The following is a 23,991-nucleotide window of genomic DNA, read 5'->3' as shown; positions in this document are numbered from 1 at the left end:
ACCTCCGAGCAGAAGACCACCGAGAACAACGGCGGTGGTGACAAGACCACGGAGCAGAAGACCACCGAGAACAACGGTGGCGGTGACAAGACCTCCGAGCAGAAGACCACCGAGAACAACGGCGGTGGTGACAAGACCACGGAGCAGAAGACCACCGAGAACAACGGCGGTGGTGACAAGACCACGGAGCAGAAGACCACCGAGCGTTCCACCTCCGAGCGTCAGAACTCGGAGCAGAACACCACTGAGCGCTCGACATCCGAGCGTCAGAGCACTGAACAGAAGACCACTGAGCAGAACACCACTGAGCGCTCGGCTTCTGAGAACAACGGTGGCGGCAACAAGCAGGCCGGCGGCGACAAGACCACCGAGCAGAAGGCCAGCGAGAAGAAGACCACCGAGAACAACGGTGGCGGCAACAACGGCGGAAGCAACAGCAACGCCAACGCTGGCAGCGACAAGCAGGCCGGTGGAGACAATCAGGCCAAGGCCGGTGACAACAAGGCTGGGGCCGACAAGGGCAACAACCTGAGCTCGAGCGCCAAGGACTCCTCCTCGGAGAACCGGGCCGGCGGTGAGACCACCAAGGACAGCGACGGGTCCCTGGCCCGTACCGGTGCCAACGGCATGCTCTTCGGCGGGATCGCCGCGTTCCTGGTCGTGGCAGGAGGCGCCGCCCTGGTGCTGCGTCGCCGTAACAAGGCCTGAGCCGCATGTGACCTGATCCGCTGACGTTCCCGCTTCCATGGGAACAGCGTCGCTGCCGGGGGACGACACGCCACGTGTCGTCCCCCGGCAGCGTCGTGCCGTACCTCAGGCACTGCCGGTGTCGATCAGAAGGTGAGACAATCGCCCGGCGCGCCCCCATGGGCCGCGCATCCCTCTCAGACAGGAGTTCTTATGCCCGGCCAGAACCTGACTCGTCTTGAGGCCGCCGAGCGCAGCGCAACCGTACGGACCCAGAGCTATGACGTCATCCTCGATCTCACGCGCGGCGAGACGGTCTTCGGATCCACCACCACGGTGCGGTTCACGGCCACACCGGGTTCCTCCACCTTCATCGACCTCGTCGCACCGACGGTCCGCTCCATCACGCTCAACGGCGCCCCTCTGGACCCAGCCGAGGTCTACGCGGACTCGCGTATCGCGGTGAAGGATCTGGCCGCGGACAATGAGCTGGTCGTCGTCGCCGACTGCGCCTTCATGCACACCGGAGAGGGGCTGCACCGCTTCACCGACCCGGCCGATGGCGAGACCTATCTCTACAGCCAGTTCGAGGTCCCCGACTCCCGGCGGGTGTTCGCCGTCTTCGAGCAGCCCGATCTCAAGGCCTCCTTCACCTTCACCGTCACCGCGCCGTCGCGCTGGACGGTGCTGTCCAACTCCCCCACTCCTGAACCGACTCCCACCAAGGCCTCCGACGGCTCAGGGGATGCCCACACCTTCGCCTTCGACCCCACCGAGCCCATGAGCTCCTACGTCACGGCCATCGTCGCCGGGCCCTATGTCGGTGCGACCGACGAGTACGTCGCCGGAGACGGACGCGTCGTGCCCCTGGGGGTCTACTGCCGAAAGAGCCTGGTCGAGCACATGGACTCAGAGGAGATCCTGGACCTGACCAAGCGGGGCTTCGCCTACTACGAGGACCTGTTCGCCACCCCCTACGCCTTCACGAAATACGACCAGATCTTCGTTCCCGAGTTCAACGCCGGAGCGATGGAGAACGCCGGCTGCGTCACCCACCGCGACGACTACATCTTCCGCTCCAGGCCCGTCGAGGCCCGTGTGGAGCGGCGAGCCGTGACGATCCTGCACGAGCTGGCCCATATGTGGTTCGGGGACATGGTCACCATGACCTGGTGGAACGACCTGTGGCTCAACGAGTCCTTCGCCGAGTACACCTCCACCCTGGCCACCGCCGAGATCACCCGTTGGAACCAGGCCTGGACGACCTTCCAGACCCTGGAGAAGGGGTGGGCCTACAACCAGGACCAGCTGTCCTCCACCCACCCCGTGGCCGCGGAGATCCACGACCTGCACGACGTCGAGGTCAACTTCGACGGCATCACCTACGCCAAGGGGGCCTCGGTCCTGGCCGCGCTCGTGGGATACGTGGGCCGGGAGAACTTCTTCGCCGGCATCCAGCGCTACCTGGAGGCGCACGCCTACGCCAACGCCGAGCTGAGCGACCTGCTCCGTGAGCTGGAGGCGGTCTCTGGACGCGACCTGAGTACCTGGACCCGCTTGTGGCTCCAGGAGGCCGGTGTGACGACCCTGCGCACGCAGCTGGCCACTGACGCCGACGGCCTCATCACCCAGGTGGCCGTCCGCCAGGAGATCCCCGCCGACTCACCGGCCTCGCTGCGCCCGCACCGGGTGGCGATCGGCTGCTACAACCTGACCGGCCAGGGAGCCGAGGCGCGCCTGGAGCGCACCAACCGCATCGAGCTCGATGTCGACGGCGAGCTGACCGAGGTTCCCGAGCTGGTCGGCGCCAAGCGGGCGGATGTCCTCGTCCTCAATGACGACGACCTCACCTACGCCAAGGTTCGCCTCGATGAGGACTCACTGTCCTTCGGCCTCGAGCACATCGAGGCCTTCACCGACTCCCTGCCGCGCTCGATCGTCCTGGCCTCGGCCTGGGACATGGTGCGCGACGGCGAGCTTGCCGCCTCCCGATTCCTTGACGCGGCCCTGCGGGCGCTGGGCGTGGAGGAGCATTCCTCGGTCATCCAGGGGCTGCTGGGACGTATCACCACCTGCCTGTCCGGTTTCCTGCCCCCGGCCGTGCGGCGCGACCTCGCCCCGGGCACCGCCGACCGGCTGCTGGGGCTGGCGCGGGCGGCCCAGCCCGGCAGCGACAAGCAGCTCCAGCTGGTCCGGGCCCTGGCCGCTCACGCCGTCACCGATGAGCAGCTCGACGTCGTCGCCGGGCTTGTGGAGGGGAGCCAGGCTCTGGGCGGTCTCGACGTCGACCAGGACCTGCGCTGGGACCTGCTGATCGGCCTGGTGGCAGCCGGCCGAAGCGGGGAGGAGCAGATCCGCAACGAGGAGGCCCGGGACCGCACGACCACGGGACGCGAGCGCGCCGCCGAGGCCCGGGCGTCGATTCCGACCCCGGAGGCGAAGCAGGCCACCTGGCGGGCCCTCGTCGACGACGCCTCCATGCCCAATGAGACCCAGGTGCGCATCCTGCGGGGCCTGACCAATGTCGAGCGCCACCCCGAGCTGCTGGCTCCCTTCGTGGGGGCGTATGTGGAGGCCATCGACTCCGTGTGGTCCTCGCGCACCTTCCACATGGCTGAGAACCTACTGACGGGCCTGTGGTCCTGTGCCACGGTGGGCCTTGCGGGCGCTGACGACCCGGCCGCCGCCCTGACGGGATGGTTGGAGTCCCACGCCCAGGCCCCGGCCGCACTGCGACGGATCGTGCGCGAGAACCTCGACGACACGCTGCGCGTGGCCAGAGCGCAGGCCGCTGAGGCCCGGAGCGTCCAGTAGCCGCCTCGGGTCCCGGTCCGGGGCGCAACCCGGACCGGGACCCGACGACACCATGAGTTGGGGCCGAGCGCATGATGCGCTCGGCCCCAACTCGTGAGGTGCCGGCCCCGACATCCCGACACCCGAATCTCTCAACGCCCAGACGACTCCGCGGCCTTCTTGCCCGTGGACGTGGCGGCGGCGGCCTGCGCGGCGGCGAAGGCGTCGACGTCGTCGTCCTCACGCCCAGGGGTCTTGAAGTCGAACTTGACGATGAGGAACCTGAAGAGGAAGTAGTAGATGACGGCATAGACCAGCCCCATGATGACGATCATGAGCGGTCCGCGGACCACACCACCGGAGAGCTCGGCGGACTTGCCGAAGTTGAGCAGGTAGTCGATCGCTCCGGCGGAGAAGGCGAAGCCGTCCTTCGCGCCCAGGAGGTTGGCGATGGCCAAGGAGGAACCTGTCAGCACCGCGTGGACGGCGTAGATCGGGAAGGCCACGTAGGCGAAGGCGTACTCGAGGGGCTCGGTGATGCCGGTGATGAAGGCGGTCAGGGCCACCGAGACCATGAGGGCGCCGGTCGCCTTGCGCTTGGCTGGTTTGGCGGTATGCCAGATGGCCAGTGCAGCGGCGGGCAGCGCGAACATCATGATCGGGAAGAAGCCGGTCGTGAAGCCCCCGGTCCAGGAGTTCGAGCCGTCCACACCCTGGAAGAAGCAGGTGATGTCACCGTGCGCCGTATCCCCGGAGGCCGTCTGGCAGGAGCCGAGTTGGAACCAGGGCACGGAGTTGAGCAGGTGGTGCAGGCCGAAGGGGATGAGCAGGCGGTTGACGGTACCGAAGACGAAGACCGCCAGGGCTCCGGCGATGCCCTTGGAGTTCCCGGCGTTGATGAGCCAGCCGCCGAGCTGTTCGTTGATGAGCCAGTTGAAGGCCGGGTAGAGAGCCGACATCACCAGGGCGATGACAAGCGCAGCGCCGGAGGTGACGATGGGGACGAAGCGGCGTCCACCGAAGAAGGCCAGCCAGTCCGGCAGCTTGACGCGGTAGTAACGCTGCCAGAGCAGGGCGGCGGCGACGCCGATGACGATGCCGCCCAGCACCCCGTAGTTGATGGGCGTCTGAGTGGGGATGTCACAGAGCTTGATTCCCTGGTTCCAGGGGCCGACCTGTGCAATCTTCCCCGTGGCGGGATCGAAGGAGTGGAGGCAGTCGAGGGCCTCCTTGCTCAGGGGCGCGGGCTTGCCCATGATGATGGGGGACATGGTCCAGGTGACGGCGCGGTAGACGAGGAAGCCGAACAGCGCGGCCACCCCGGTGGAGCCATCGGCCTTCTTGGCGAATCCCACGGCGACGCCAACGGCGAAGATGAGGGGCAGGTTATCGAAGACCGCCCCACCGGCCGCACTGAAGATGTCTGCGACGGGCTGCAGCCAGGACGCCTTCGCGGCGAGCCCCTCGGCCCCCAGCATGTCCGCCTGCCCCAGACGCAGCAGCAGACCCGCTGCCGGGAGCGTGGCGATGGGTAGCATCAGAGATCTCCCCAGACGCTGGGCAAGGGCGAAGGCACCGCCCGTCTTCTTCTTGACTGACATGAGTGTTCTCCAGTTCAGGATCGCGCGGCAGCACTGCCGCGTCAGAGATATCCACCGTGACGGTGGTAGTCGGGACGGATCGACACCGAACACGTCTGGACCAGTGACACCAGAAAAACCGATAGAACCTTCAATGTCAAGCGCGGGGCACACTCGTCAGCCATAATGATATGAAAGTCGATGCGACACAGCGGAAGCAGCGGTCGTAGCCATCCCCCACGCCCTGGCTGCGTCCACCCACTGTCAACCAGGGGAGTCCCATGCCCAAGAACGCAGGCAAGAAGCCGGCAAAGTACGTCATCGTGCGCAATCACCTGCTGGACCTGGTCAGGAACGGGCTCGCCAACGGCAGCCCAGTGCCCTCCGAGCGCGAGCTGTGCGAGCAGTTCGAGGTCTCCCGCATGACCGTGCGCCAGGCCATCGACACCCTCGTCGTCGACGGCATCCTGGAGCGCCACCAGGGCAAGGGAACCTTCGTGGCGCCCCCGAAGCTCGACCTGCAGGTCCGACTGACCTCCTTCACCCAGGAGATGCGGCGCCGCGGGATGGAGCCCGGCGTCGTCATGCTGCAGGCCGAGACCATCGCCTCCGATGAGACAGTGGCGGAGGCGCTCGAGCTCGAGGCCGGGGCCGAGGTCCACCACCTGCGTCGCCTGCTGACCGCCAATGCCATCCCCATGGCGATCGAGGAGAACTGGATTCCCGCTGCGCTTCTGCCCAACCTGCTGCGCACCAGCCCGAACTTCTCGGTCTACGCCGAGCTGACCAGCGCCGACCTGGCGCCGCAGTGGGGTGAGGACATGATCGAGGCCCATGCGGCCACGGCCCAGGAGGCAGCGTTGCTCTCCGTCCCAGAGGGCGCCCCGACCCTGGACATCACCCGGCGAACCTTCCACGAGCACTGCGCCATCGACTACTCGCGCACCTTGTTCCGCGCCGACCGCTACACCCTGTGGGTCCCGGTGGCCGCCCCCAAACCCGCCTTCCGCCCGGACCGCTCGTCGTCTTGAGGGGCTGACCCAGGTCGGTACTGGACAACCTCCGGGCGGCCTGTACCATGGGGTACTGGTATGGACCATTAGTCCGGTACCGGCGAAGGTGCCGCACCTGACTGCACCTGCCCATGTCCTGACGCCTCATCTCGGCACCATCACCCACTGAGCCCGGCAAGCACCCGGGCAGACCCAGGAGGAACCCATGTCTCAGGCACAGAGCATCGTCGACGCCCTCGGAGGATTCGACAACATCGTGGAGATCGAACCCTGCATCACGCGGCTGCGCTGCGAGCTGGAGGACGGTTCCCTCGTGGACGAGCCGGCCCTGAAGAACGCGGGAGCACATGGTGTCGTCAAGCTCGGCGACATCGTGCAGGTCGTGGTCGGCCCCAACGCGGACACCATCGCGGAGGACATCGAGGACCTGCGGTGAGCCTGACCGTCCAGTCGCCGGTATCCGGCGTCGTCGTCGCTCTCAGTGACGTTCCCGACCCCGTCTTCTCCGGCAAGATCGTCGGCCCTGGTGTGGCCATCACCCCGGACACCGCTGACGGGGGCGAGGTCATCGCCCTGGCACCGATCAGCGGAACCATCACGAAGATCCATCCCCACGCCTACGTCATCACCAACGACGACGGCCACAGCGTCCTGGTCCATCTGGGGCTGGACACCGTGGGTCTGGGGGGCAAGGGCTTCACCCTCCTGGCCAGTGAGGGAGACACCATCGACGCGGGCAGCCCCGTCATCAGCTGGTCACCGGCTCAGATCGAAGCCGGCGGACTCAACCCGATCGTCCCCGTCATCGCCCTGGAGGGTGATGAGACTGATCTGGAGCCCGTGTCACCCGGCCGCATGATGGCAGCCGGCGACACGCTCATGACCTGGGTGTAGACCCGAACGCGGGCCCGGTCTCATCGGACCTCAACCGCTTAGTGTGTGGCCCCGGCCGTCATCGTGACGGCCGGGGCCACAGCGTCTCAGCACGTCGCCCGCCTCAGGCCCGTCTGCAGCCCAGTGGGCGCGGAGCCTGTGGTGGCATCAGTCCCGAGAAGCCATCTCGTCGCGCACGACGCTCAGCAGGCTGCCCAGGCGCGCGTTCTCGGGCAGGTCGTCGACCAGGACGACCTCTCCCGCGCCGTCGGCCAGAGGAATCCGCCAGTTGGGGTACTCCTGGTCGGTGCCGGGCTGGTTCTGAGCGCGTCGCTCCCCCACGCCGTCAACCAGGGCGACGCCGACCAGCACCGAGGGGGTGCGCACCACGTAGCGGTGCAGGGCCTCGACGACCTGACGCTCGGTGGGGGCATCCCCCAGCAGGCCGTGCTCGCGCAACCGGGAGGTCATCCGGTCGCGTTCGATGCGCGCCTCGGTGCGCACCTGCTCGACCGGCTCGGTGAGCAGGCCGAGGCGCTCACGCAGATCGACGTGCTCGTCAGCCAGGTAGCCGGCAGTCGGGGGAAGATCGTGGGTGTTGACCGTGGACAGGGCGAGCCGGCGGTAGTCCTGGGGCTGGAGGGGCCAGCCGTCGTGCTGCTTCTCGAACCACAGGACACTGGTTCCCAGCACACCGCGGCTGGCCAGGTAGTCGCGCGCCCAGGGCTCCACGGTCCCCAGGTCCTCACCGATGACCACAGCGCCGGCCCGGTGAGCCTCCAGCAGGACGACGCCGAGCATGGCCTCGTGGTCGTAGCGCACGTAGGCGCCGTGGTCCGCACCCATGCCCTCGGGGATCCACCACAGGCGGAACAGGCCGATGATGTGGTCCACGCGCAGTGCGCCGGCGTGACGCAGGACCGTGCGCACCATGTCACGCAGAGGGGCGTAGGCGCTGCGCGCCAGGTACTCGGGGTTCCACGGCGGCTGGGACCAGTTCTGGCCCTGCTGGTTGTACATGTCCGGCGGAGCCCCCACGGTGACTCCGGAGGCGAAGGCCTCCGGGTTGGACCACACGTCCGCCCCCTGGGAGTGGACTCCGACGGCGAGGTCGTCCATGATGCCCAGGGCCATCCCCGAGGCCAGGGCCTCGGCCTGCGCGCGAGCCAGCTGCTCGTCGACGATCCACTGCAGCCAGGCGAAGAAGTCGATGCGCTCGGCCAGCTGGTGCGCCTCGTTGGCGACGTAAGCGGAGTCCGCCTCCCGCAGCGTGGCGGGCCAGTTCTCCAGGGACCCGTGCTTCTCCACCAGCGCGCTCCACAGGGCGAAGCGCTCCAGCCCCTCGCCCTGCTCGGCCCGGAAGCGCTCGAAGTCTCGCTGGCGGGAGTAGGAGCGACCGGCGGCGAAGATGACCTCGAGGGCCTCGCGCTTGGCCTTCCACACCGCGTCGCGGTCGATCGGCTCGGCGCTGAGGTCACTGTCCTTGACCTCTTCGAAGGCCCACTGCACCAGCGAGCGCTTGGGGCCGGACAGGCGGGCCACCTCGGGGATGTTCTCCGGCCGGATGTAGAGGGGGTTGACGAAGCGACGTGTCACCGGCAGGTAGGGCGAGTGGGTCATCGGCGCCACCGGCTCAGCCGCGTGCAGCGGGTTGATGAGCAGGAAGTCGGCTCCCTGGTCCCCCAAGAAGGCGGCGAGCTCAGTGAGATCGTCGGTGTCACCGGTCCCCCACGACCCGCGCGAGCGGGTCGAGTACAGCTGGGTCATGACCCCCCAGCCCCGGTCTCCGAGGGACTCGGGAAGATCGAGGTGGTTGGGGGTGACCGCCAGCGCCGAGGTCACGGTGATGGTCTCCGCCTCGCCGTCGGCGGGCGGCGCGGCATGAGCCCCCTGCGGGGCGGCCTGGTCCGTGGAGCCGGGGCTGACCTCGGCGATGATCCGGTGCCATCCCAGGGGCAGATCGGCTCCGAGGATGAAGGAGGCGCGGCCGCGCTTGACGCCGTCCACCTCACGGGGCACGGTCCAGTCCTCAGTCTGAGTCAGCTCACGGACGTCCCCGTTCTCGAGCTCGACGCGCACCCGCACCTTGGCGCCGTCGGGCACGTAGACGGGGACGGTCGACTCCACACCGCCGCGCGTGACGACCGTGGGGGCAAGCGCCTGCCGCCAGGGGGCGTCCTCGACCTCTCGCAGAGCGCGCCCGATCTCCTCCTCGGAGTTGATGCTCACCCCTAACGCGGCCAGCACGGCCCTGAGAGTAGCGCTTGAGGGTGAGGCAAGGTTGCCGTGATAGTCCCAGTACTCGGTGGAGACACCGTGCGCCTCAGCCAGTTGCTTGAGGCTCTCGGAAGCAGGTAACAGGTCGTCGTTGAACTCGTTCATGTGCGTGGGTCAGCCTTGCGTGAGCAGATGTGCGATGGAGCGCCATGGAGCGGGCGTGGAGCAGGGTTGCGCTCCGCCATCACCCCTGGGGATGGATGGGTCGGATCGGGATGCGGGCGCTAGCAGGACTAGCAGTGTCCAAGTGTGCCCTAGCGGCTGAGGGTTGTGCACCCGCCGCACCGTGTCTCCTGACGTTTTGCTGCAACTGTTTCACCGTGAAGCCGCGCAATGGCGCGACTGCCGTTGAGCCGCCCGGGACCATGTGCCCAGGAACGCGCAGCCGGTCGGCGATCAGCGGAGCGGACGGCGAGATCGGGTCACACGTCCCGACATACGCCCACCGCTGTGCGGGGAAAGGCAGGCCGCCCGGCTCCGCGTTGCAGGTGCTGGAGCCGGGCGGGTGCGCAGACCCTCCGGGAACGGGGCGATCAGTTCAGAGCGCTGCGATCTCCGAGGCGAGGCTGTCCGCCGTGGGCCCCACGACGACCTGGACGACGCGGCCCGAACGCACCACGCCGAAGGCGCCGGCCGCTCGCAGCGCCTCCTCATCCACCTTCGTCTGGTCGGCTACCTCGACGCGCAGACGCGTGATGCAGGGCTCGAGGTCGGTGATGTTCTCCTGGCCGCCGAGACCGGCGACGATGTCTGATGCAGTGCTCATGGCTTCTCCTTCCCGGTTCCCGCCCTTGCGCAATCCCCGTCTGTCATGCGCGTGGTCGGGCAGCTGAGGTCCTTCGTGCTCGCGATCACTTTATCCCACCTCCGCGTTGTCCGCGGCGAAGAGTTCCAGTCGCCAGGAAGACGCGTGCGCACGCGGGCCGCAGGGCCTGCTTCACAGCGGACGACCGCGCCGGAGGATCTCCTTCCTCGCATGACGGGGCTCACTCACGTAACCTTACGGGAACGCGATAGATGCCTTGACGCGCCCACAGAGGAGATCGTTATTCCCCTGGCGGAAACGTCTCTTTCCGGCCGCACTCGGGGCACAATGAGCAATGATCCCCATTCGTCTCCGATGAGGAGCACCACATGACAGCGTCCGACACCACCTCCACAACCCTGTCCGGCATCGGTGTGAGCCCTGGCCTTGTGGCCGGCCCCGTCGCCAGGATGGCACCTCCCATTCCTGAGCCCGAGATCGCGACCCTCGAACCCAGTCGCGATGTCGAGAAGGAGTGCGAGCGCATCGCGCTGGCGGCCCAGCAGGTTAAGAAGGGCCTGGAGCTGTCCGCAGCCGAGGCCAAGGCCGAGGCGCGCACGCTCCTTGAGACCACCGCGCAGATGGCTGCTGACCCCACCCTGACCTCGACGGCGCAGGCCATGGTGCGCGAGAGGCGCCTGGTTCCGGAGCGCGCCGTGTGGGAGTCCGCAGGAACTCTGGCCTCCATGCTGGAGTCCCTGGGCGGCTACATGGCCGAGCGCACCCGTGACGTCCAGGACGTGCGCGACCGCATCGTCGCCGTCCTGACCGAGTCCCCGATGCCCGGGATCCCCCGCTTGCCCGAGCCCTTCGTGCTCGTGGCGGCCGACCTGGCCCCGGCCGACACCGCGCTGCTGGACCCCGAGAAGGTCATCGCCTTCATCACCTCCGAGGGCGGCCCCACCTCCCACACCGCGATCCTGGCGCGCGCACTGGGCATGCCGGCGATCGTCGGCACTGGCGAGAAGGTCACCGATGCGCTGGCCGAGGGCGACATCGTCCTGGTCGACGGCACCAAGGGAAGCATCACCCTCAACCCCTCCGAGGACGCTCTGCGCCGGGCGCGGGAGCTCGCCTCGCGCGTGCGTGTCTTCAACGGCGACGGAGCCACGAAGGACGGCCACGAGGTCCAGCTGCTGGCCAATGTCGGTGACGCGGCCGGCGCCCGTAGCGCCGCCGAGGCCGGAGCCATGGGCATCGGCCTGTTCCGCACCGAGTTCTGCTTCCTAGACCAGCCCGAGGAGCCCACGGTGGAGGCTCAGGTGGAGGCCTACCAGGGCGTCCTCGAGGCCTTCCCCGGCAAGAAGGTCGTGGTGCGCACCCTCGACGCCGGAGCGGACAAGCCGCTGCCCTTCCTGACCGACGCCACCGAGGCCAACCCGGCGCTCGGTGTGCGCGCCTACCGCACGACGCGCCGCGACCCCGAGGTCCTGGACCACCAGCTCGAGGCCCTGGCCAAGGCCGAGGCCGCCACCGAGGCGAAGGTGTGGGTCATGGCCCCGATGATCTCCACGGCCGAGGAGGCCGAGGCCTTCACGCAGAAGGCCCGCTCCTACGGCTTGAAGACGGCCGGGATGATGATCGAGGTGCCCTCGGCCGCGCTCATGGCCGACAAGCTCTTCGAGCACGCCGACTTCGCCTCGGTGGGCACCAACGACCTCACCCAGTACGTCATGGCGGCCGACCGTCTGCTGTCCTCGCTGGCGGATCTGTCCACGGCCTGGCAGCCGGCCGTTCTGCGTCTGATCGGCACCGCCTGCGAGGGTGCCTCGCCCAAGGGACGTCCGGTGGGCGTGTGTGGTGAGGCCGCCGCGGACCCGGCGCTGGCCGCCGTGCTCGTGGGTCTGGGGGTCGCCTCCCTGTCCATGACGGCGCGCGCTCTGCCGGACGTCGACGCCGTCCTGAAGTCCGTCACGCTCGCCGAGTGCCAGGAACTGGCGAGGATCGCTCTGGACGCGGCGACGGCTGAGGACGCGCGCTCGGCAGTGCGCGCCAAGCTGCCGATCCTGGAGGAGCTCGGTCTGTGACAACCCCATACCCCGTCCCCGCCGCCACGGAGGAGCCCCTCGGGTCGGTGACCCGGATCCTCAGCCTGGCGGCGGGTGACGGGGAGGATGTCTTCTCCGGGGGATCCCTCCCCCAGCTCTCGGGCCGGGTCTACGGAGGACAGGTGGTGGCCCAGGGCATGCTTGCCGCGGCCGCCACTATTGAGGATGACGGCGACGGCGAGCGTCTGCCGCACTCGGTTCACGCCTTCTTCATGCGGGGCGGTCAGCCCGATACGCCAATCACCTTCGCCGTCGAGCGCCTGCACGACGGACGGTCCTTCTCCCAACGGCGCACCGCCGCCTCCCAGGAGGGCACGCCGATCCTGACGATGCTCACCTCCTTCCAGGAGGAGCAGGAGGGTGCCGACCTCCACGTGGAGGCCCCCGTAGTTCCGCGCCCCGAGGACTTGACGAGCGCTCTGGAGATCTTCCGAACCATCGATCATCCGGTGGCGCGTTTCCTGGGGCGCACGGCGGCCTTCGACCTCAGGCACGTGGAGGGCAACCTCTACCTGCGCCCCGCCAAGGAGCGCACCGGTCGCCAGCACCTGTGGATGCGCTCGCGCAGCCGCATCCCGGAGCGGACCTCCCAGACCGTGCACCGGGCGCTGCTGGCCTACGTGTGCGACCAGGTGATGCTGGAGCCGGTGCTGCGAAGCCAGGGACTGTCCTGGCGCAGTGAGGGCATGAGCCTGGCGACCCTCGACCACGCCCAGTGGTTCCACCGCGACGTCGACATGGGCGACTGGCTGCTCTACGTGCAGGACTCCCCCTCCTCACAGGGCGGCCGCGGCATGGCTCGCGCGCAGGTCTTCGACTCATCCGGCCGGCTGGTGTCGACCATCGCCCAGGAGGGCATGATCCGCATGCCCACTGGCTCCCAGTCCGACGGCGGTTCGGGACGTTGGCGGATCCGCATGGGAGAGGGCGACGACGGCAGCGCCATCCCCGGCTGAGGCCCACCACATCCTTCTCTCCTCTCAGGTGATTCACGGTGTCGATTGCCGTACTTCAGGTTCTCAACGCTATCGCCGCAACAATCAGTACAGTGTCATCACTGCTGGCTGTCGTCCGACCTCAGATCATGAGCAAGTCGCAAGAGGTCAGCGCCAGCGAGAGGTTCTTTGCTCAGATGTATGCGGCTCGAGCGGTTCCCCTCGGTGTGGTGACGGCAGTCGCACCTTTTGTCGCAGCTTCGGACATCACTACCGTGAGGATGGTTCTCGTGGCTGCGATGGCGGTCCAGGCCGTCGATGCCAGCATCGGTATCCGACGCAGAGAGGTGGCCATGATCGTCGGTCCGTCAATCGCGGCGATCGTTCACGGCACTATGGCGTGGTATGCCTAAGAAGAAGGTTTCTCCATAGAGTCACTGCTGCCTTTGCTGTTCACAGGATTCTGGTTCTGAAGGAGAGATGATCCATGGACTGTGAGACGGAGGAACTCATCCTCGACGGAATTCCCGCCTTGAGGTGGGGAGAGCCCGGTGGGCGGGCCGTTATCGGTGTACACGGCCAGTTCTCGAACAGGCGCGACCCCGTCATGGCACAGTACGGCAACGTGATTGCCTCACGGGGTGACCAGCTGATCTCCTTCGATCTGCCCGCCCACGGTGATCGTCAGGACGACAAGGCCTTCAACCCCATGGAGGCAAGTCCCGAGGTACGAACGTTCGCGCGGCTGGCCCGAAGCCAGTCCACCGAGGTCAGTCTGCTCGCGAACAGCATCGGGGCCTACTTCTCCTTGTGCGACACACCTGCCGGGACCTTCGAGCGCGCCTGGCTGATCTCACCACTTCTTGACCTGGAGTACTACATCCGAGACATGATGGCCGAGTACTCGGTGACCGATGAGCAGCTGGAGGCGTAGACCGTCATCGACACGCCTCGCGGGGTGCTCGATTGGCCCTACCTACGTTTCGTGGAGGAGCATCCCGCAAAGTTGGACACTCCCAGCTAGACGATTCGCGGCGACCAGGATGAAGTGGTCCCTCTGGCGCCCTCAGCCGGTTCGTCGGCGCACCTGGGGTCGAACTTGTCCAGGTCGAGGGCGGCAAGCACTTCCTTGGCCGGCCCCCGCATCTTGACACAGTGGTGGCGTGGTTCGAGGAACGCTATCCGGCTTAGCAAGGGAGCATATGGTTCCCGCCATCTTCAGGATGGGCTTGCCATCGTGAGCAGCCATGGCGGCCTCGGAGTCCGATGGCGTGGGTCGAGGACTGAGTCGTCCGTCCAGGACGTACTTCTCCCCCATACGACTGCGGCCGGATCTCAGAGGTTTGGAGGACAACGCAGTCCTCGCCGGAGAAGTACGTCCCCGATCAGGAGCTGCGCACTGTGCCGTAGGCCCCCGCGTCCCGTCACGATCGCGTCGCCGCGGACCGACGAGGGGACACCGCGTGCCGGATCTGAGGCTCATTCCATGACGTCATATCAAGGTTGAGCCACGACCGCCCCCTGCTCGGGGCATGACTGCCGACGAAGTTCCCAGGGCGCACCCTGCTGCGGGCTGCGTTGCCGGAACTCCTCAAAACGGAGCGGAACCCCCTTCGCGGCACGGAGATCTGGGCTGTCCATCGCCTGGATGTGAAGGTGGGGCTGCGTGGAGTTCCCGGAGTTGCCGCATCGACCGATCTGATCGCCTGCGCTCACCCGGTCGCCGGGCGACACCTGGACGGAGCCTCGCTGAAGGTGCACGAGTCCCACGCAATGAGGCCCCTTGGCAACCTGGATGATGATGTGGTTTCCAGGGATGGCGGGAAGTCCCTGCCGAATTCGTTGGGGCTGACTCAGTCCGTACGGGATGCGAGTCAGGACGGAACGGCGCGCCACGTGGTCGGGCTCGCCGTCGTGAACGGAGACCACGGTCCCCACAACGGGCGAGTACAGGGGACGACCGAAGGCGTGGAAGAGCTCTGGCGGTTCGGGGGTGAAGAGCGCACGCATGCTGCGTGCCGGAGCTGTGAGACCATCGTCGTCGACGGAGACGAAGTCAAATGCGTACGTGGTGGCGAACAGGTGAGTCCCATGGCTGGGAACGCGGCGTGTGGGACTGCGCTCGGTCAGCCACTGCCCGTCGAACGGGAGCCTCCCGATAACGCCGCCTTCGGGGATGAGTCCTGGGGTATTCCTACTCATCATGACACCTCCACCAGCACCTTAAGTGCAATCGACTCCAACCGACAAGACGTATGAAGTCGCCTTCTGAAGCAGGACGAGAAACGCCATTCCCTCAGCAGCCTGGCTGAGGGAATGGCGCTTCTCCTTCTTACGCGGTCGACCGGGCGGGCTCCACTCAGTCTCGAGTCAGCTTCCGGTAGGTGACCCGGTGGGGGCGGGCCGCCTCGGGGCCGAGGCGCTCGACCTTGTTCTCCTCGTAGGAGGCGAAGTTCCCCTCGAACCAGTACCAGCTAGCGGGGTTCTCGTCAGTCCCCTCCCAGGCCAGGATGTGGGTGGCCACGCGGTCGAGGAACCAGCGGTCGTGGGTGATGACCACGGCGCAGCCGGGGAACTCCAGCAGGGCGTTCTCCAGGGAGCCCAGGGTCTCGACGTCGAGGTCGTTGGTGGGCTCGTCCAGGAGGATGAGGTTGCCGCCCTGCTTGAGGGTCAGGGCCAGGTTGAGGCGGTTGCGCTCACCACCGGAGAGCACGCCGGCCGGCTTCTGCTGGTCGGCCCCCTTGAAGCCGAAGGAGGCGACGTAGGCGCGCGAGGGCATCTCCACATTGCCGACCTGAATGTAGTCCAGCCCGTCGGAGACGACCTCCCAGAGGGTCTTCTTCGGGTCGATGCCGGCTCGGGACTGGTCGACGTAGGAGAGCTTGACGGTCTGACCGATCTTGAGGTCTCCGCCGTCGAGCGGCTCCAGGCCCACGATGGTCTTGAACAGGGTGGACTTTCCAACGCCGTTGGGGCCGACGACCCCGACGATGCCGTTGCGCGGCAGGGTGAAGGAGAGCCCGTCGATGAGGGTGCGCCCGTCGAAGCCCTTGTTGAGGTTGGTGGCCTCCAGGACCTGGTTACCCAGGCGGGGCCCCGGCGGGATCTGGATCTCCTCGAAGTCGAGCTTGCGGGTGCGCTCGGCCTCGGCGGCCATCTCCTCGTAGCGCGCCAGACGGGCCTTGGACTTGGCCTGGCGTCCCTTGGCCGAGGAGCGCACCCACTCGAGCTCCTCCTTGAGGCGCTTGGCGAGCTTGGCGTCCTTCTTGCCCTGGACCTCGAGGCGCTTCTCCTTGGTCTCCAGGTAGGTGGAGTAGTTGCCCTCGTAGGGGTAGAGGTGGCCGCGGTCGACCTCGGCGATCCACTCGGCGACGTGGTCAAGGAAGTAGCGGTCGTGGGTGACGGCGATGACGGCGCCCTGGTAGCTGGCCAGGTGCTGCTCGAGCCAGAGCACGGACTCGGCGTCGAGGTGGTTGGTGGGCTCGTCCAGGAGGAGGAGGTCGGGTGCCTCCAGGAGCAGCTTGCACAGGGCGACGCGGCGGCGCTCACCACCGGAGAGGTGCTTGACCTCGGCGTCCGGCGGGGGGCAGCGCAGGGCGTCCATGGCCTGCTCGAGCTGGGAGTCGAGGTCCCATGCGTTGGCGGCGTCCAGGGCGTCCTGGAGGGTGCCCATCTCCGCCATGAGGGCGTCGAAGTCGGCGTCCGGGTCGGCCATGGCGGCGCTGATCTCGTTGTAGCGGTCCAGCTTGGACTTGATCTCGGCAACGCCCTCCTCGACGTTGCCGAGCACCGTCTTGTCCTCGTTGAGCGGGGGCTCCTGCAGGAGGATGCCGACGCTGTAGCCGGGGGTCAGGCGGGCCTCGCCGTTGGAGGGCTGGTCGATGCCGGCCATGATCTTGAGGATGGAGGACTTGCCGGCACCGTTGGGGCCGACCATGCCGATCTTGGCTCCGGGGAGGAAGGCCATGGTGACGTCATCGAGGATGACCTTGTCACCGTGGGCCTTGCGCGCCTTGATCATCTGGTAGATGTACTCAGCCACTGCTCGTCTGCGCCTTTCGTCAGGGTGTGAGCGGAGGTTCTGCGCGACGACGGCGATCGATCGGACCGTCCGTGCGCACCGTGGCCAAGCCTAAGGGAGCCCCGGAGCAATGGCGACGACGGCGGAGGTGAGACGGTGCACGCGGATCCACAGCGAGTAGATGCGAGGCAGAACAGCGCCCGCGCTGTGACACCATGAGAGGCGGAGGAGCGAAGGGAAGGCCCCATGCACTACGTCAGTCACTACGAGTCCCCGTTGGGCACTATGACCGTGGCCAGCGATGGCGATCGCCTCACGGGCCTGTGGTTCGACGGTCAGAAGTACGACCGCTCAACGATCAACGACGAGGCGGCCCTGGAGCCCGATCTGCCTGTCTTCACGCGGACGGCCCAGTGGCTCGACGCCTACTTCGAGGGCTCCGACCCGGGTTTCACCCCGCCGATCAGCGTTGAGGGCTCCGACTTCAAGAAGATGGTCTCCTCCATCATGCTCTCCATCCCCTTCGGCGCCACCAGCACCTATGCCCGCATCGCTGCCGAAGTTGCCCGGCGTACTGGCCGGACGCACATGTCCGCCCAGGCCGTGGGTGGCGCGGTCGGGCGCAATCCGATCGTTCTCATCGTGCCGTGCCACCGCGTGCTCGCCTCCGACGGGAGCCTGCGCGGTTACGCGGGTGGGGTTGACCGCAAGGAATGGCTCCTGAAGAGGGAAGGCGTCAACGTGTCCGGTCTGTCAACGCCGCCAGACGCTGACGACGGCGGTGGAAGGCCAGAATGAGAAGGCCGACCGCTGCCCAGAGCAGGCCCTGGAGAATCCAGGCGATCGACCCGTGAGGAAGATGCAGCCAGTCCGACAGCATGTCGTTCGCCACGTGCAGTCCTCCGTGCACGCCGATGGCCGCCCAGGTCGACCCGGAGATCGTCCGAACGATCAATGCTGTCACCGCGAATCCACACGGCATCGCGAGATATGTGATGTGCTCCAGCAGGTTCTGCTGACCCACTTGGGATAGAAGGTGAAGAACAGTGAACCCGAGGACGCTGGACACTGCTGCAAACCGCGTCTCGCCCAGCGAGGAGAAGAGCCAGCCTCGCCAGATTATCTCTTCAGGGATACCCTGCAGAAGAAAGGCCTGAGAGAAGATCGTCACAGCCATAATCCACCAAGGCCTGTCCGGAATCCCCTCATTCCCACCAGCAAGACCGAGGGCGTGGACAATACCGGTGACCGCGAGATTCACCGCGGCTGCAACGAGAACCATCCCCACCACCCACAACAGGGCTCGACGATCTACACGCAAACATAGGCTGACGCGGCGGCCGCGATCAAGAGTACGACGCAGCACATAGCACAGCATGAGAACCAGAATCGTTGCCGTCCCATAGAGCAACAGAACGAAGGCAGCCATGACTAAGTCGTCGGCATTACCCTGGGGATGCGAGTGCGCGAGAGCAAAGGACCGGACAGCAGGAATCTGACTCAGTAAAGGCGGCGTGAGCGCACAGGCGAACATCATCGCAAACGCAATCACGATGCGCACAACCTTGCCGCCCACAGTAAGGTGATGACCTTGATCCGATCGATCCCCACTGAGATCCGAGGACTCGAGAGACGAGAGTGTTGATGAGACTTCCACCGATCGAGGTTTTCCATGTGATGTGCTCATGAAATTCACGGTACGCTCACCATTTTGCGACCTCAATCGGACCCCGGAAAAATCAGGGGGGCACGGAAAAGAAATCAGGGACCCCTCCGGGGGATCCCTGACTCCGATGATGCTTCTGATGAAGCGAGCCGCTCAGTCCTCGACCGTTTCCTGCTGCTTGCGCCAGCGGATGCCGGCGTCGATGAAGCCGTCGATGTCGCCGTCGAAGACCGAGTCGGGGTTGCCGACCTCGAAGTTGGTCCGCAGGTCCTTGACCATCTGATAGGGGTTGAGAACGTAGGAGCGCATCTGGTCCCCCCAGGATGCCTTGACGTCCCCGGCGAGCTCCTTCTTCTTGGCGTCCTCCTCCTGCTGCTTGAGCAGGAGCAGTCGCGACTGGAGGACGCGCATGGCGGCGGCACGGTTCTGGATCTGGGACTTCTCGTCCTGCATGGAGACCACCAGGCCCGTGGGCAGGTGGGTGATGCGCACGGCGGAGTCGGTGGTGTTGACGCTCTGCCCGCCGGGGCCCGAGGAGCGGAAGACGTCGATGCGGATGTCGGTCTCGGGGATGTCGATGTGGTCGGTGGACTCGATGAGCGGGATGACCTCGACGGCGGCGAAGGAGGTCTGGCGGCGCCCCTGGTTGTCGAAGGGACTGATGCGCACCAGGCGGTGCGTACCGCCCTCGACGCTCAGGGTCCCGTAGGCGTAGGGGGCGTGGACCTCGAAGGTGACCGACTTCAGGCCCGCCTCCTCGGCGTAGGAGGTGTTGAGGACCTTGACGGGGTAGTCGTGCCGCTCGGCCCAGCGGGTGTACATGCGCAGGAGCATCTCGGCGAAGTCGGCGGCGTCCACGCCGCCGGCGCCCGAGCGGATGGTGATGACGGCGTCGCGGGGGTCGTACTCGCCGCTGAGCAGCGTGCGGATCTCCAGGTCGGAGAGGTCCTTGCTGATGGCCGCCAGGTCCGTCTCCGCCTCGGCGAGGATCTCGGCGGCATCCTCACCCTCCTCCTCGCCGGCGAGCTCGACCATCGCCTCGAGGTCCTCGATGCGCTCCCCCAGGCTCTCGACCCGCTTGAGGTCGGCCTGGGCGTGGGACAGCGCGGAGGTGACCACCTGGGCGGAGTCGGGGTCATCCCACAGGTCGGGCGCGGAGGCCTGCTCGGAGAGCTCGGCGATCCGGGCGCGCAGGGCCTCGGGGTCGGTCACCGCGGCAATGGAGGCGTAGGTGTGTCGGAGTCGTTCGATCTCAGCGGAGAAGTCAGTGGCCACGAAGGGGAGTCTACGGCAGATCGTGCGAGGGGCGCCGTCGGGGCGTACTCGGCTCGCGCGACGGCTCGGTCACTCCCACAGTGGTCCCCTCATCTGTCACTCACCCCAGCTCGATGCCCTGGGCCTGGGCGAGCAGGGCATCGAGCACCGCGCGTGTCGCCGGGCCCGGCTCGGTGCGGGTCTGTCGGTGACGCACCACCAGCTGGCGCACGCCCAGCCCGGGTAGGCGTACCACACTGAGCTCATCGGGGACGAGACCGGAGTAGACGGCCAGCTCGGGCAGAAGCGCGCAGCCCAGGCCCTGACTGACCATGGCCAGCACGACGTCATAGTCGTAGGCGACATGCCGTGTCGTCAACGGCACCCCCAGCTGACGCTCGAGACGGTCCAGGGCGAAGGCGCCCGCGGTCCCCGGGGCCAGATCGATCCAGGTGGCGCGCGCCAGGTCCGCCAGGGTCGAGGGGGCCGCCTGCTCAGCCGGCACGACCACGAGCCAGGACTCATCCAGCAGCGGAATGTCGGCCATGCCCCGAGGCGCCGCGGGCAGTGTGTGCTCGTCACGCTCGATGAGGACCAGGTCGAGCTCGCCGCGACGCAGGCGGGGCAGGGCGTTGCGCTCCTCGACCTCCTCGACGATCACCTCCAGCTCGGGGCTGGTCGTCGCCAGCGAGCTGAGGAGGGGCAGCAGGAGCGCCCGGACAGCTGAGGCGAAGCTCCCGACACGCACCACACCGGAGGGGATGGAGTCGTCCAGGTCCGCCAGCTCACGGCGCACGGTGGTCAGCTCGTCCTCGATGCGCTCGGCCGCGTCCGCCAGAACCTTCCCTGCCGCAGTGAGCACGGCTCCGGTGGGTGTGCGATCCAGGACCCGGGCACCGCACTCGCGCTCCAGGAGGCGAATCTGCTGGGAGACCGCCGACGGCGTTATATGAAGGAAATCTGCCGCTGCGACGACTCCTCCGGCTCGATGGACGGCCAATAGAACCGAGAGCCTCTGGGGCAATACCTGCATGAAGTAAATCTACATCCCTCATGCAGATAGATGCGATTGACCTTCATTCGGGGGTGTCTAAGAATCGTCCCCGTGAACGACGTGCTCTCCTCCCTCATCTCTATCGGCGGCTGGATCGGTGCCGCTGAGCTCCTCGTGGCCTACTTCCTGGTCTCCAAGGGCACGATCGCCGGCGATTCGCTCAAGTATCAGGCCCTCAACATCACCGGCTCCGTGCTGCTGACGATCAACTGCGCGAGCTCCGGCGCCTGGCCCAGTGTCATCGCCAACGCCTTCTACCTCCTGGTGGGGCTCAACATCCTGTTCACGGTGAAGCGGGCCTACATCGCCCAGCTCTCGCGCCGGCAGACTGAGGAGCTGCGGTCCCGGATGCACCTGCGCCGGCACCCCTCCCCCGTGGTCTCGGCGGGCTTCGTCGAGCAGGCCTGAGCGGCGGGCCGCCTCCGGCCACACACAACCTTTCACCCATCCGTCTCGACGCAGTGAGTCCGCCGACTCACTGCGTCGTCGTCATTCGGGCAGAGCCGGTGGCGGTGATGGTGAAGCCCTCGGCCGGGAGGATCCCCCAAGGAAGGAAAGGCGGGCGGGAACGCGCCCGCAGCGTCACGACAGCGGTCCGGCTGTCGGCGGCCCGGGCACTGACGATCATGACCCCCTCCAGCCTGGCCGCCGCCGGCTGGACGGACAGGTCCTCGGCCGCCTTGCTCCCCACCCCTGCGTCGGTGAGGGACCCGGGTGCTTCATCCGTGACACCGCCCCCGTAGTAGGGGTGCGCCTCCACGCTGTCGGCTCCCGCGGCCGCAGCCGAGTCCGCCAGTGACGTGAGGGTCTTGAGGTCGAGGTAGACGGCGGTTGCCGAGGCCGCGACGAACAGCAGCGCGAGGACGACGCAGATGAGCCCGACCCCCAGTTGTTGTGGGCCATGAGGTTGTAGTTGCAGGGGTAGCGGGGCTTGAGCTGTCAAGATCGGTAGTGCTGAATCATCCTTTTTTGCATAGAAAGCCCCGCCGTCACAACCCGCCGTAACACCCCACTGAAGCCCCAAGCCCCCTACCGGCTCGCGATTAGCGTCCAGGCCAGTCGTCCTATCGCCCACCTAGCAGCCGAGGCTGCCCTCACCCTCGCCACACTGTCCAAGTGAGTCGCTCATTACCGCCTGGCCTACACCGAGGCCCTCGATGACGAGAGAGCCTCGACCACGATCGGCTTCTTCTGCCGCGCCCGGGCCTTCCTCGCCGCCCACGAAGCTACCAGCCTCGTGCGGGTGATCACCGACAACGGAGCGAGCTACCGGGCCCGTGCCTTCACCACAACCATTGTCTCCCTAGCCTCACGCCACCAGACAATCCACCCCTACACCCCACGCGACAACGGCAAGGGCCAGAGCATCCTTGGGGTGCATGGTGTTTCCCGGACTGGAAGAGTTTTTCTTCCCTTGAGTCGATAGGATGGATACCATGCCGACAGCGAAATACTCGGAGGAACTCAAAGAGCAGGTGGTGCGTGAAGTCATCGAGAAGGAACGCACCACCTCCTCGGTCGCGTCTTCGCATGACCTTGCCTCCCAGACGGTAGGTAACTGGGTCGCAAGGTACAGACAAGAGCACGCCACTGACCAGGATAGCAAGAAAGCCTCTGAGTCGGCTGAGATAGCGAAACTGAGAGCAGAGGTCCGTGAGTTGCGTCAGGAGAATGAGTTCTTGAAAATAGCAGCCGCCTTCTTCGCCAAGGAACGACCACGACCGAACGCTACGAGCTCATCAATCGCGAAGAAGCCACTCTCCCATCTCCTCGATGTGCAGACGGTCCCGGGTGTCGAAATCAGAACACACTCCTGGCGCGACCGACCCCAGTCACAGACGGCTATCAGGAGGGAGAAGCCGACCACTATGGTTAAGGACATTTTTGAGGACTCCGACGGCACCTACGGGTACCGGCGAACCCAGGTGGTCCTGGAGCGGCATGGTGTGCGGGCCGATGGGGCCACGATTCGGTCCATCGTGAACGACCTGGGACTGCAGGGCGCGCAACCGCGGGCGAAGAGGTCCGGACCGCTGTGCCGGCCCAGGACCTGGATGAGCGGCCGGGCCTGCTCAGTCGGGACTTCACCGCTAACGAATCTGGACGTAAGTGGCGCGAGGACATTACTACGTCAGGACGTGGGCTGGGTTCGTTTATCTTGCGACCGCTCTGGACTGCTGCACCAAGAAGGTCGTGGGTTAAGCGGTGGCCGACCACATGCACACGTCCCTGGTGCGCCAGGCCACTGACATGGTGGTACACAGGTGCCCGATGATTGGCAGGGGCGTGACAGTCTTTCATTCAGACCGAGGTAATCAGTACATGTCTCAGAGTTTCCTGGATCACCTCAAGGGTCATGGGATTCGCCCATCGGTGGGGCGCACGGGGGTGCGCTGGGACAACGCTTAGGCGCAATCCTTCAACGCCACGCTCAAGAATGAGAGGATCCACCAAATAGTGTACCCCACGAAGAACAAGGCCGTCAAGGATATTGCCTCGTGGATCGAGCTGAGAGACAATCATGTCCGCCTTCACTCAGCCCTAGGGTATCGCACCCCAAACGAGGTCGAACGCGAGTTCCTGGACTTAATGAAGGCAGGCTGAAACACAAAACAAGCAATGTCCGAAAAACACCTGCCAGTCCACCTACCGGCACGTCTGTAGCTGGGTCCCAGTGCAGGAGGTCGGCAAAGTCGGCTTTAGTAGGGGTTGGTGGGTCAGTAGGCTGATGGCTCGTGTGGGGCGTCTGGACAGGGATCTGCCGGTTGAGGCAATGGAGACGCCGGGCCCGAGGAAGAGGCGAATCAGGCTGATGGCCAGGTTACGCAGAGCGGCCATGATCTCGAGGCCGTTGCGGGTGCGCGGCTGGTTGCGGTCCTCATCGAAGACGACGTCCCACCTCCAGTGGAGACGGTTCTCTATCCCCCAGCGCCCGCGGAGCCAGGCTGCGACACCCTCGGGCTGGGCGTCGGTCATGGGCAGAGA

Annotated in this window: 22 protein-coding genes and 2 pseudogenes; 14 read left to right on the top strand and 10 right to left on the bottom strand. The window is 66.5% G+C overall.

From position 1 onward, the window contains the following. Positions 1-708: LPXTG cell wall anchor domain-containing protein (locus AB7V09_RS00680; protein ID WP_419142631.1), on the top strand; the 708-nt coding region annotated here is incomplete at its 5' end. A 192-nt stretch (positions 709-900) separates the two neighbouring features. Continuing rightward, positions 901-3,501 (top strand): aminopeptidase N, encoded by a 2,601-nt coding sequence (gene pepN, locus AB7V09_RS00675; protein WP_419142630.1) that lies wholly within the window; start codon positions 901-903, stop codon positions 3,499-3,501. Between the two features lie 131 nt (positions 3,502-3,632). Here the strand turns inward: pepN and AB7V09_RS00670 are convergent, their stop codons facing one another. Beyond that, complete coding sequence (locus AB7V09_RS00670) at positions 3,633-5,081, bottom strand: PTS transporter subunit EIIC (RefSeq protein ID WP_003786634.1); 1,449 nt, start codon at positions 5,079-5,081, stop codon at positions 3,633-3,635. Between the two features lie 260 nt (positions 5,082-5,341). On the opposite strand from AB7V09_RS00670, the gene AB7V09_RS00665 reads away from it, so the two are divergent. The 3 genes from AB7V09_RS00665 to AB7V09_RS00655 all read left to right on the top strand — a co-directional run bounded on the left by AB7V09_RS00665 (position 5,342) and on the right by AB7V09_RS00655 (position 6,967). After that, positions 5,342-6,091 (top strand): GntR family transcriptional regulator, encoded by a 750-nt coding sequence (locus tag AB7V09_RS00665; protein WP_009407254.1) that lies wholly within the window; start codon positions 5,342-5,344, stop codon positions 6,089-6,091. A gap of 187 nt (positions 6,092-6,278) precedes the next feature. Then, a complete protein-coding gene (locus AB7V09_RS00660) occupies positions 6,279-6,509 on the top strand; it encodes a glucose PTS transporter subunit EIIB (protein ID WP_009407032.1) in 231 nt (76 codons plus the stop codon). Next, the gene (locus AB7V09_RS00655; RefSeq protein WP_009747852.1) at positions 6,506-6,967 is read left to right on the top strand and encodes a PTS sugar transporter subunit IIA; all 462 of its coding nucleotides are present in this window, start codon (positions 6,506-6,508) and stop codon (positions 6,965-6,967) included. The genes AB7V09_RS00660 and AB7V09_RS00655 overlap by 4 nt, the downstream gene beginning before the upstream one ends. Positions 6,968-7,114: 147 nt before the next feature. Here the strand turns inward: AB7V09_RS00655 and malQ are convergent, their stop codons facing one another. Together malQ and AB7V09_RS00645 are read right to left on the bottom strand one after the other, a co-directional pair. Then, a complete protein-coding gene (malQ, locus tag AB7V09_RS00650) occupies positions 7,115-9,328 on the bottom strand; it encodes a 4-alpha-glucanotransferase (protein ID WP_009747917.1) in 2,214 nt (737 codons plus the stop codon). Between the two features lie 433 nt (positions 9,329-9,761). Then, positions 9,762-9,989 carry a glucose PTS transporter subunit EIIB gene (locus AB7V09_RS00645; RefSeq protein WP_009407368.1) on the bottom strand — a complete coding sequence of 76 codons (228 nt, stop codon included), beginning with the start codon at positions 9,987-9,989 and terminating at the stop codon, positions 9,762-9,764. Positions 9,990-10,357: 368 nt separating this feature from the next. On the opposite strand from AB7V09_RS00645, the gene ptsP reads away from it, so the two are divergent. The 4 genes from ptsP to AB7V09_RS00625 all read left to right on the top strand — a co-directional run bounded on the left by ptsP (position 10,358) and on the right by AB7V09_RS00625 (position 13,945). Further along, positions 10,358-12,055 (top strand): phosphoenolpyruvate--protein phosphotransferase, encoded by a 1,698-nt coding sequence (gene ptsP / locus AB7V09_RS00640; RefSeq protein WP_003786645.1) that lies wholly within the window; start codon positions 10,358-10,360, stop codon positions 12,053-12,055. Then, positions 12,052-13,032: an acyl-CoA thioesterase gene (locus tag AB7V09_RS00635; RefSeq protein WP_314156843.1), complete on the top strand. Its 981-nt coding sequence runs from the start codon at positions 12,052-12,054 to the stop codon at positions 13,030-13,032. Before ptsP ends, AB7V09_RS00635 begins: the two co-directional genes overlap by 4 nt. 38 nt (positions 13,033-13,070) lie before the next feature. Then, positions 13,071-13,424: a hypothetical protein gene (locus tag AB7V09_RS00630; protein ID WP_232622547.1), complete on the top strand. Its 354-nt coding sequence runs from the start codon at positions 13,071-13,073 to the stop codon at positions 13,422-13,424. 194 nt (positions 13,425-13,618) lie between these two features. Continuing rightward, a complete protein-coding gene (locus AB7V09_RS00625; RefSeq protein WP_315063909.1) occupies positions 13,619-13,945 on the top strand; it encodes a hypothetical protein in 327 nt (108 codons plus the stop codon). A 563-nt stretch (positions 13,946-14,508) separates the two neighbouring features. On the opposite strand, the gene AB7V09_RS00620 is transcribed toward AB7V09_RS00625, so the two are convergent. Together AB7V09_RS00620 and ettA are read right to left on the bottom strand one after the other, a co-directional pair. Beyond that, positions 14,509-15,213, bottom strand: a complete 705-nt coding sequence (locus AB7V09_RS00620) for a M23 family metallopeptidase (protein ID WP_419142772.1) — start codon at positions 15,211-15,213, stop codon at positions 14,509-14,511. A 157-nt stretch (positions 15,214-15,370) separates the two neighbouring features. Then, positions 15,371-17,053, bottom strand: a complete 1,683-nt coding sequence (gene ettA, locus AB7V09_RS00615) for an energy-dependent translational throttle protein EttA (protein WP_009747851.1) — start codon at positions 17,051-17,053, stop codon at positions 15,371-15,373. 225 nt (positions 17,054-17,278) lie between these two features. Here ettA and AB7V09_RS00610 point away from each other — a divergent pair, with 225 nt between their 5' ends. Continuing rightward, positions 17,279-17,830 (top strand): methylated-DNA--[protein]-cysteine S-methyltransferase, encoded by a 552-nt coding sequence (locus AB7V09_RS00610; protein WP_419142629.1) that lies wholly within the window; start codon positions 17,279-17,281, stop codon positions 17,828-17,830. Here AB7V09_RS00610 and AB7V09_RS00605 read toward each other — a convergent pair. The 3 genes from AB7V09_RS00605 to AB7V09_RS00595 form a co-directional block, all read right to left on the bottom strand. Continuing rightward, the gene (locus AB7V09_RS00605; protein WP_314920781.1) at positions 17,769-18,728 is read right to left on the bottom strand and encodes a type II CAAX endopeptidase family protein; all 960 of its coding nucleotides are present in this window, start codon (positions 18,726-18,728) and stop codon (positions 17,769-17,771) included. The two genes, AB7V09_RS00610 and AB7V09_RS00605, sit on opposite strands and share 62 nt — an antisense overlap. 123 nt (positions 18,729-18,851) lie before the next feature. After that, entirely contained in the window at positions 18,852-19,973 is a 1,122-nt protein-coding gene (gene prfB, locus AB7V09_RS00600; protein WP_279014831.1) for a peptide chain release factor 2, read from the bottom strand. 100 nt (positions 19,974-20,073) lie between these two features. Further along, positions 20,074-20,985: a LysR family transcriptional regulator gene (locus tag AB7V09_RS00595; RefSeq protein ID WP_419142628.1), complete on the bottom strand. Its 912-nt coding sequence runs from the start codon at positions 20,983-20,985 to the stop codon at positions 20,074-20,076. A gap of 72 nt (positions 20,986-21,057) precedes the next feature. Between AB7V09_RS00595 and AB7V09_RS00590 the strand changes: the two genes are divergently transcribed. Beyond that, positions 21,058-21,414 carry a CBU_0592 family membrane protein gene (locus AB7V09_RS00590; RefSeq protein WP_003786661.1) on the top strand — a complete coding sequence of 119 codons (357 nt, stop codon included), beginning with the start codon at positions 21,058-21,060 and terminating at the stop codon, positions 21,412-21,414. A 67-nt stretch (positions 21,415-21,481) separates the two neighbouring features. Here the strand turns inward: AB7V09_RS00590 and AB7V09_RS00585 are convergent, their stop codons facing one another. Further along, a complete protein-coding gene (locus AB7V09_RS00585; RefSeq protein ID WP_314882793.1) occupies positions 21,482-21,949 on the bottom strand; it encodes a glycosyltransferase in 468 nt (155 codons plus the stop codon). 189 nt (positions 21,950-22,138) lie between these two features. Here AB7V09_RS00585 and AB7V09_RS00580 point away from each other — a divergent pair. From AB7V09_RS00580 to AB7V09_RS00570, 3 genes and pseudogenes are all read left to right on the top strand, one after another. Next, positions 22,139-22,363, top strand: a pseudogene (locus AB7V09_RS00580) (IS481 family transposase); the annotation flags it as partial. Between the two features lie 79 nt (positions 22,364-22,442). After that, positions 22,443-23,255, top strand: a complete 813-nt coding sequence (locus AB7V09_RS00575; protein WP_419142627.1) for a transposase — start codon at positions 22,443-22,445, stop codon at positions 23,253-23,255. Positions 23,256-23,430: 175 nt separating this feature from the next. Further along, positions 23,431-23,610 (top strand): annotated as a pseudogene (locus tag AB7V09_RS00570) (IS3 family transposase); the annotation flags it as partial. 42 nt (positions 23,611-23,652) lie between these two features. On the opposite strand, the gene AB7V09_RS00565 reads toward AB7V09_RS00570, so the two are convergent. Further along, the gene (locus AB7V09_RS00565; protein WP_419142626.1) at positions 23,653-23,982 is read right to left on the bottom strand and encodes a transposase; all 330 of its coding nucleotides are present in this window, start codon (positions 23,980-23,982) and stop codon (positions 23,653-23,655) included. Between the last annotated feature and the right edge of the window lie 9 nt (positions 23,983-23,991).

The organism is Actinomyces sp. SKVG-SVH-4(1) (assembly GCF_048514265.1).
Lineage (GTDB): Bacteria > Actinomycetota > Actinomycetes > Actinomycetales > Actinomycetaceae > Actinomyces > Actinomyces oris.
Note: the sequence above shows the minus strand (reverse complement) of the source record. Positions and strands in the feature narration are given on the sequence as shown.

Bases quoted from the DNA above. Each gene is read 5' to 3' on its own strand.
- pepN (WP_419142630.1), top strand. From the start codon at position 901: ATGCCCGGCCAGAACCTGACTCGTCTTGAGGCCGCCGAGCGCAGCGCA.
- AB7V09_RS00670 (WP_003786634.1), bottom strand. From the start codon at position 5,081: ATGTCAGTCAAGAAGAAGACGGGCGGTGCCTTCGCCCTTGCCCAGCGT.
- AB7V09_RS00665 (WP_009407254.1), top strand. From the start codon at position 5,342: ATGCCCAAGAACGCAGGCAAGAAGCCGGCAAAGTACGTCATCGTGCGC.
- AB7V09_RS00660 (WP_009407032.1), top strand. From the start codon at position 6,279: ATGTCTCAGGCACAGAGCATCGTCGACGCCCTCGGAGGATTCGACAAC.
- malQ (WP_009747917.1), bottom strand. From the start codon at position 9,328: ATGAACGAGTTCAACGACGACCTGTTACCTGCTTCCGAGAGCCTCAAG.
- AB7V09_RS00645 (WP_009407368.1), bottom strand. From the start codon at position 9,989: ATGAGCACTGCATCAGACATCGTCGCCGGTCTCGGCGGCCAGGAGAAC.
- ptsP (WP_003786645.1), top strand. From the start codon at position 10,358: ATGACAGCGTCCGACACCACCTCCACAACCCTGTCCGGCATCGGTGTG.
- AB7V09_RS00625 (WP_315063909.1), top strand. From the start codon at position 13,619: ATGGCACAGTACGGCAACGTGATTGCCTCACGGGGTGACCAGCTGATC.
- AB7V09_RS00620 (WP_419142772.1), bottom strand. From the start codon at position 15,213: ATGAGTAGGAATACCCCAGGACTCATCCCCGAAGGCGGCGTTATCGGG.
- AB7V09_RS00610 (WP_419142629.1), top strand. From the start codon at position 17,279: ATGCACTACGTCAGTCACTACGAGTCCCCGTTGGGCACTATGACCGTG.
- AB7V09_RS00595 (WP_419142628.1), bottom strand. From the start codon at position 20,985: ATGCAGGTATTGCCCCAGAGGCTCTCGGTTCTATTGGCCGTCCATCGA.
- AB7V09_RS00575 (WP_419142627.1), top strand. From the start codon at position 22,443: ATGCCGACAGCGAAATACTCGGAGGAACTCAAAGAGCAGGTGGTGCGT.
- AB7V09_RS00565 (WP_419142626.1), bottom strand. From the start codon at position 23,982: ATGACCGACGCCCAGCCCGAGGGTGTCGCAGCCTGGCTCCGCGGGCGC.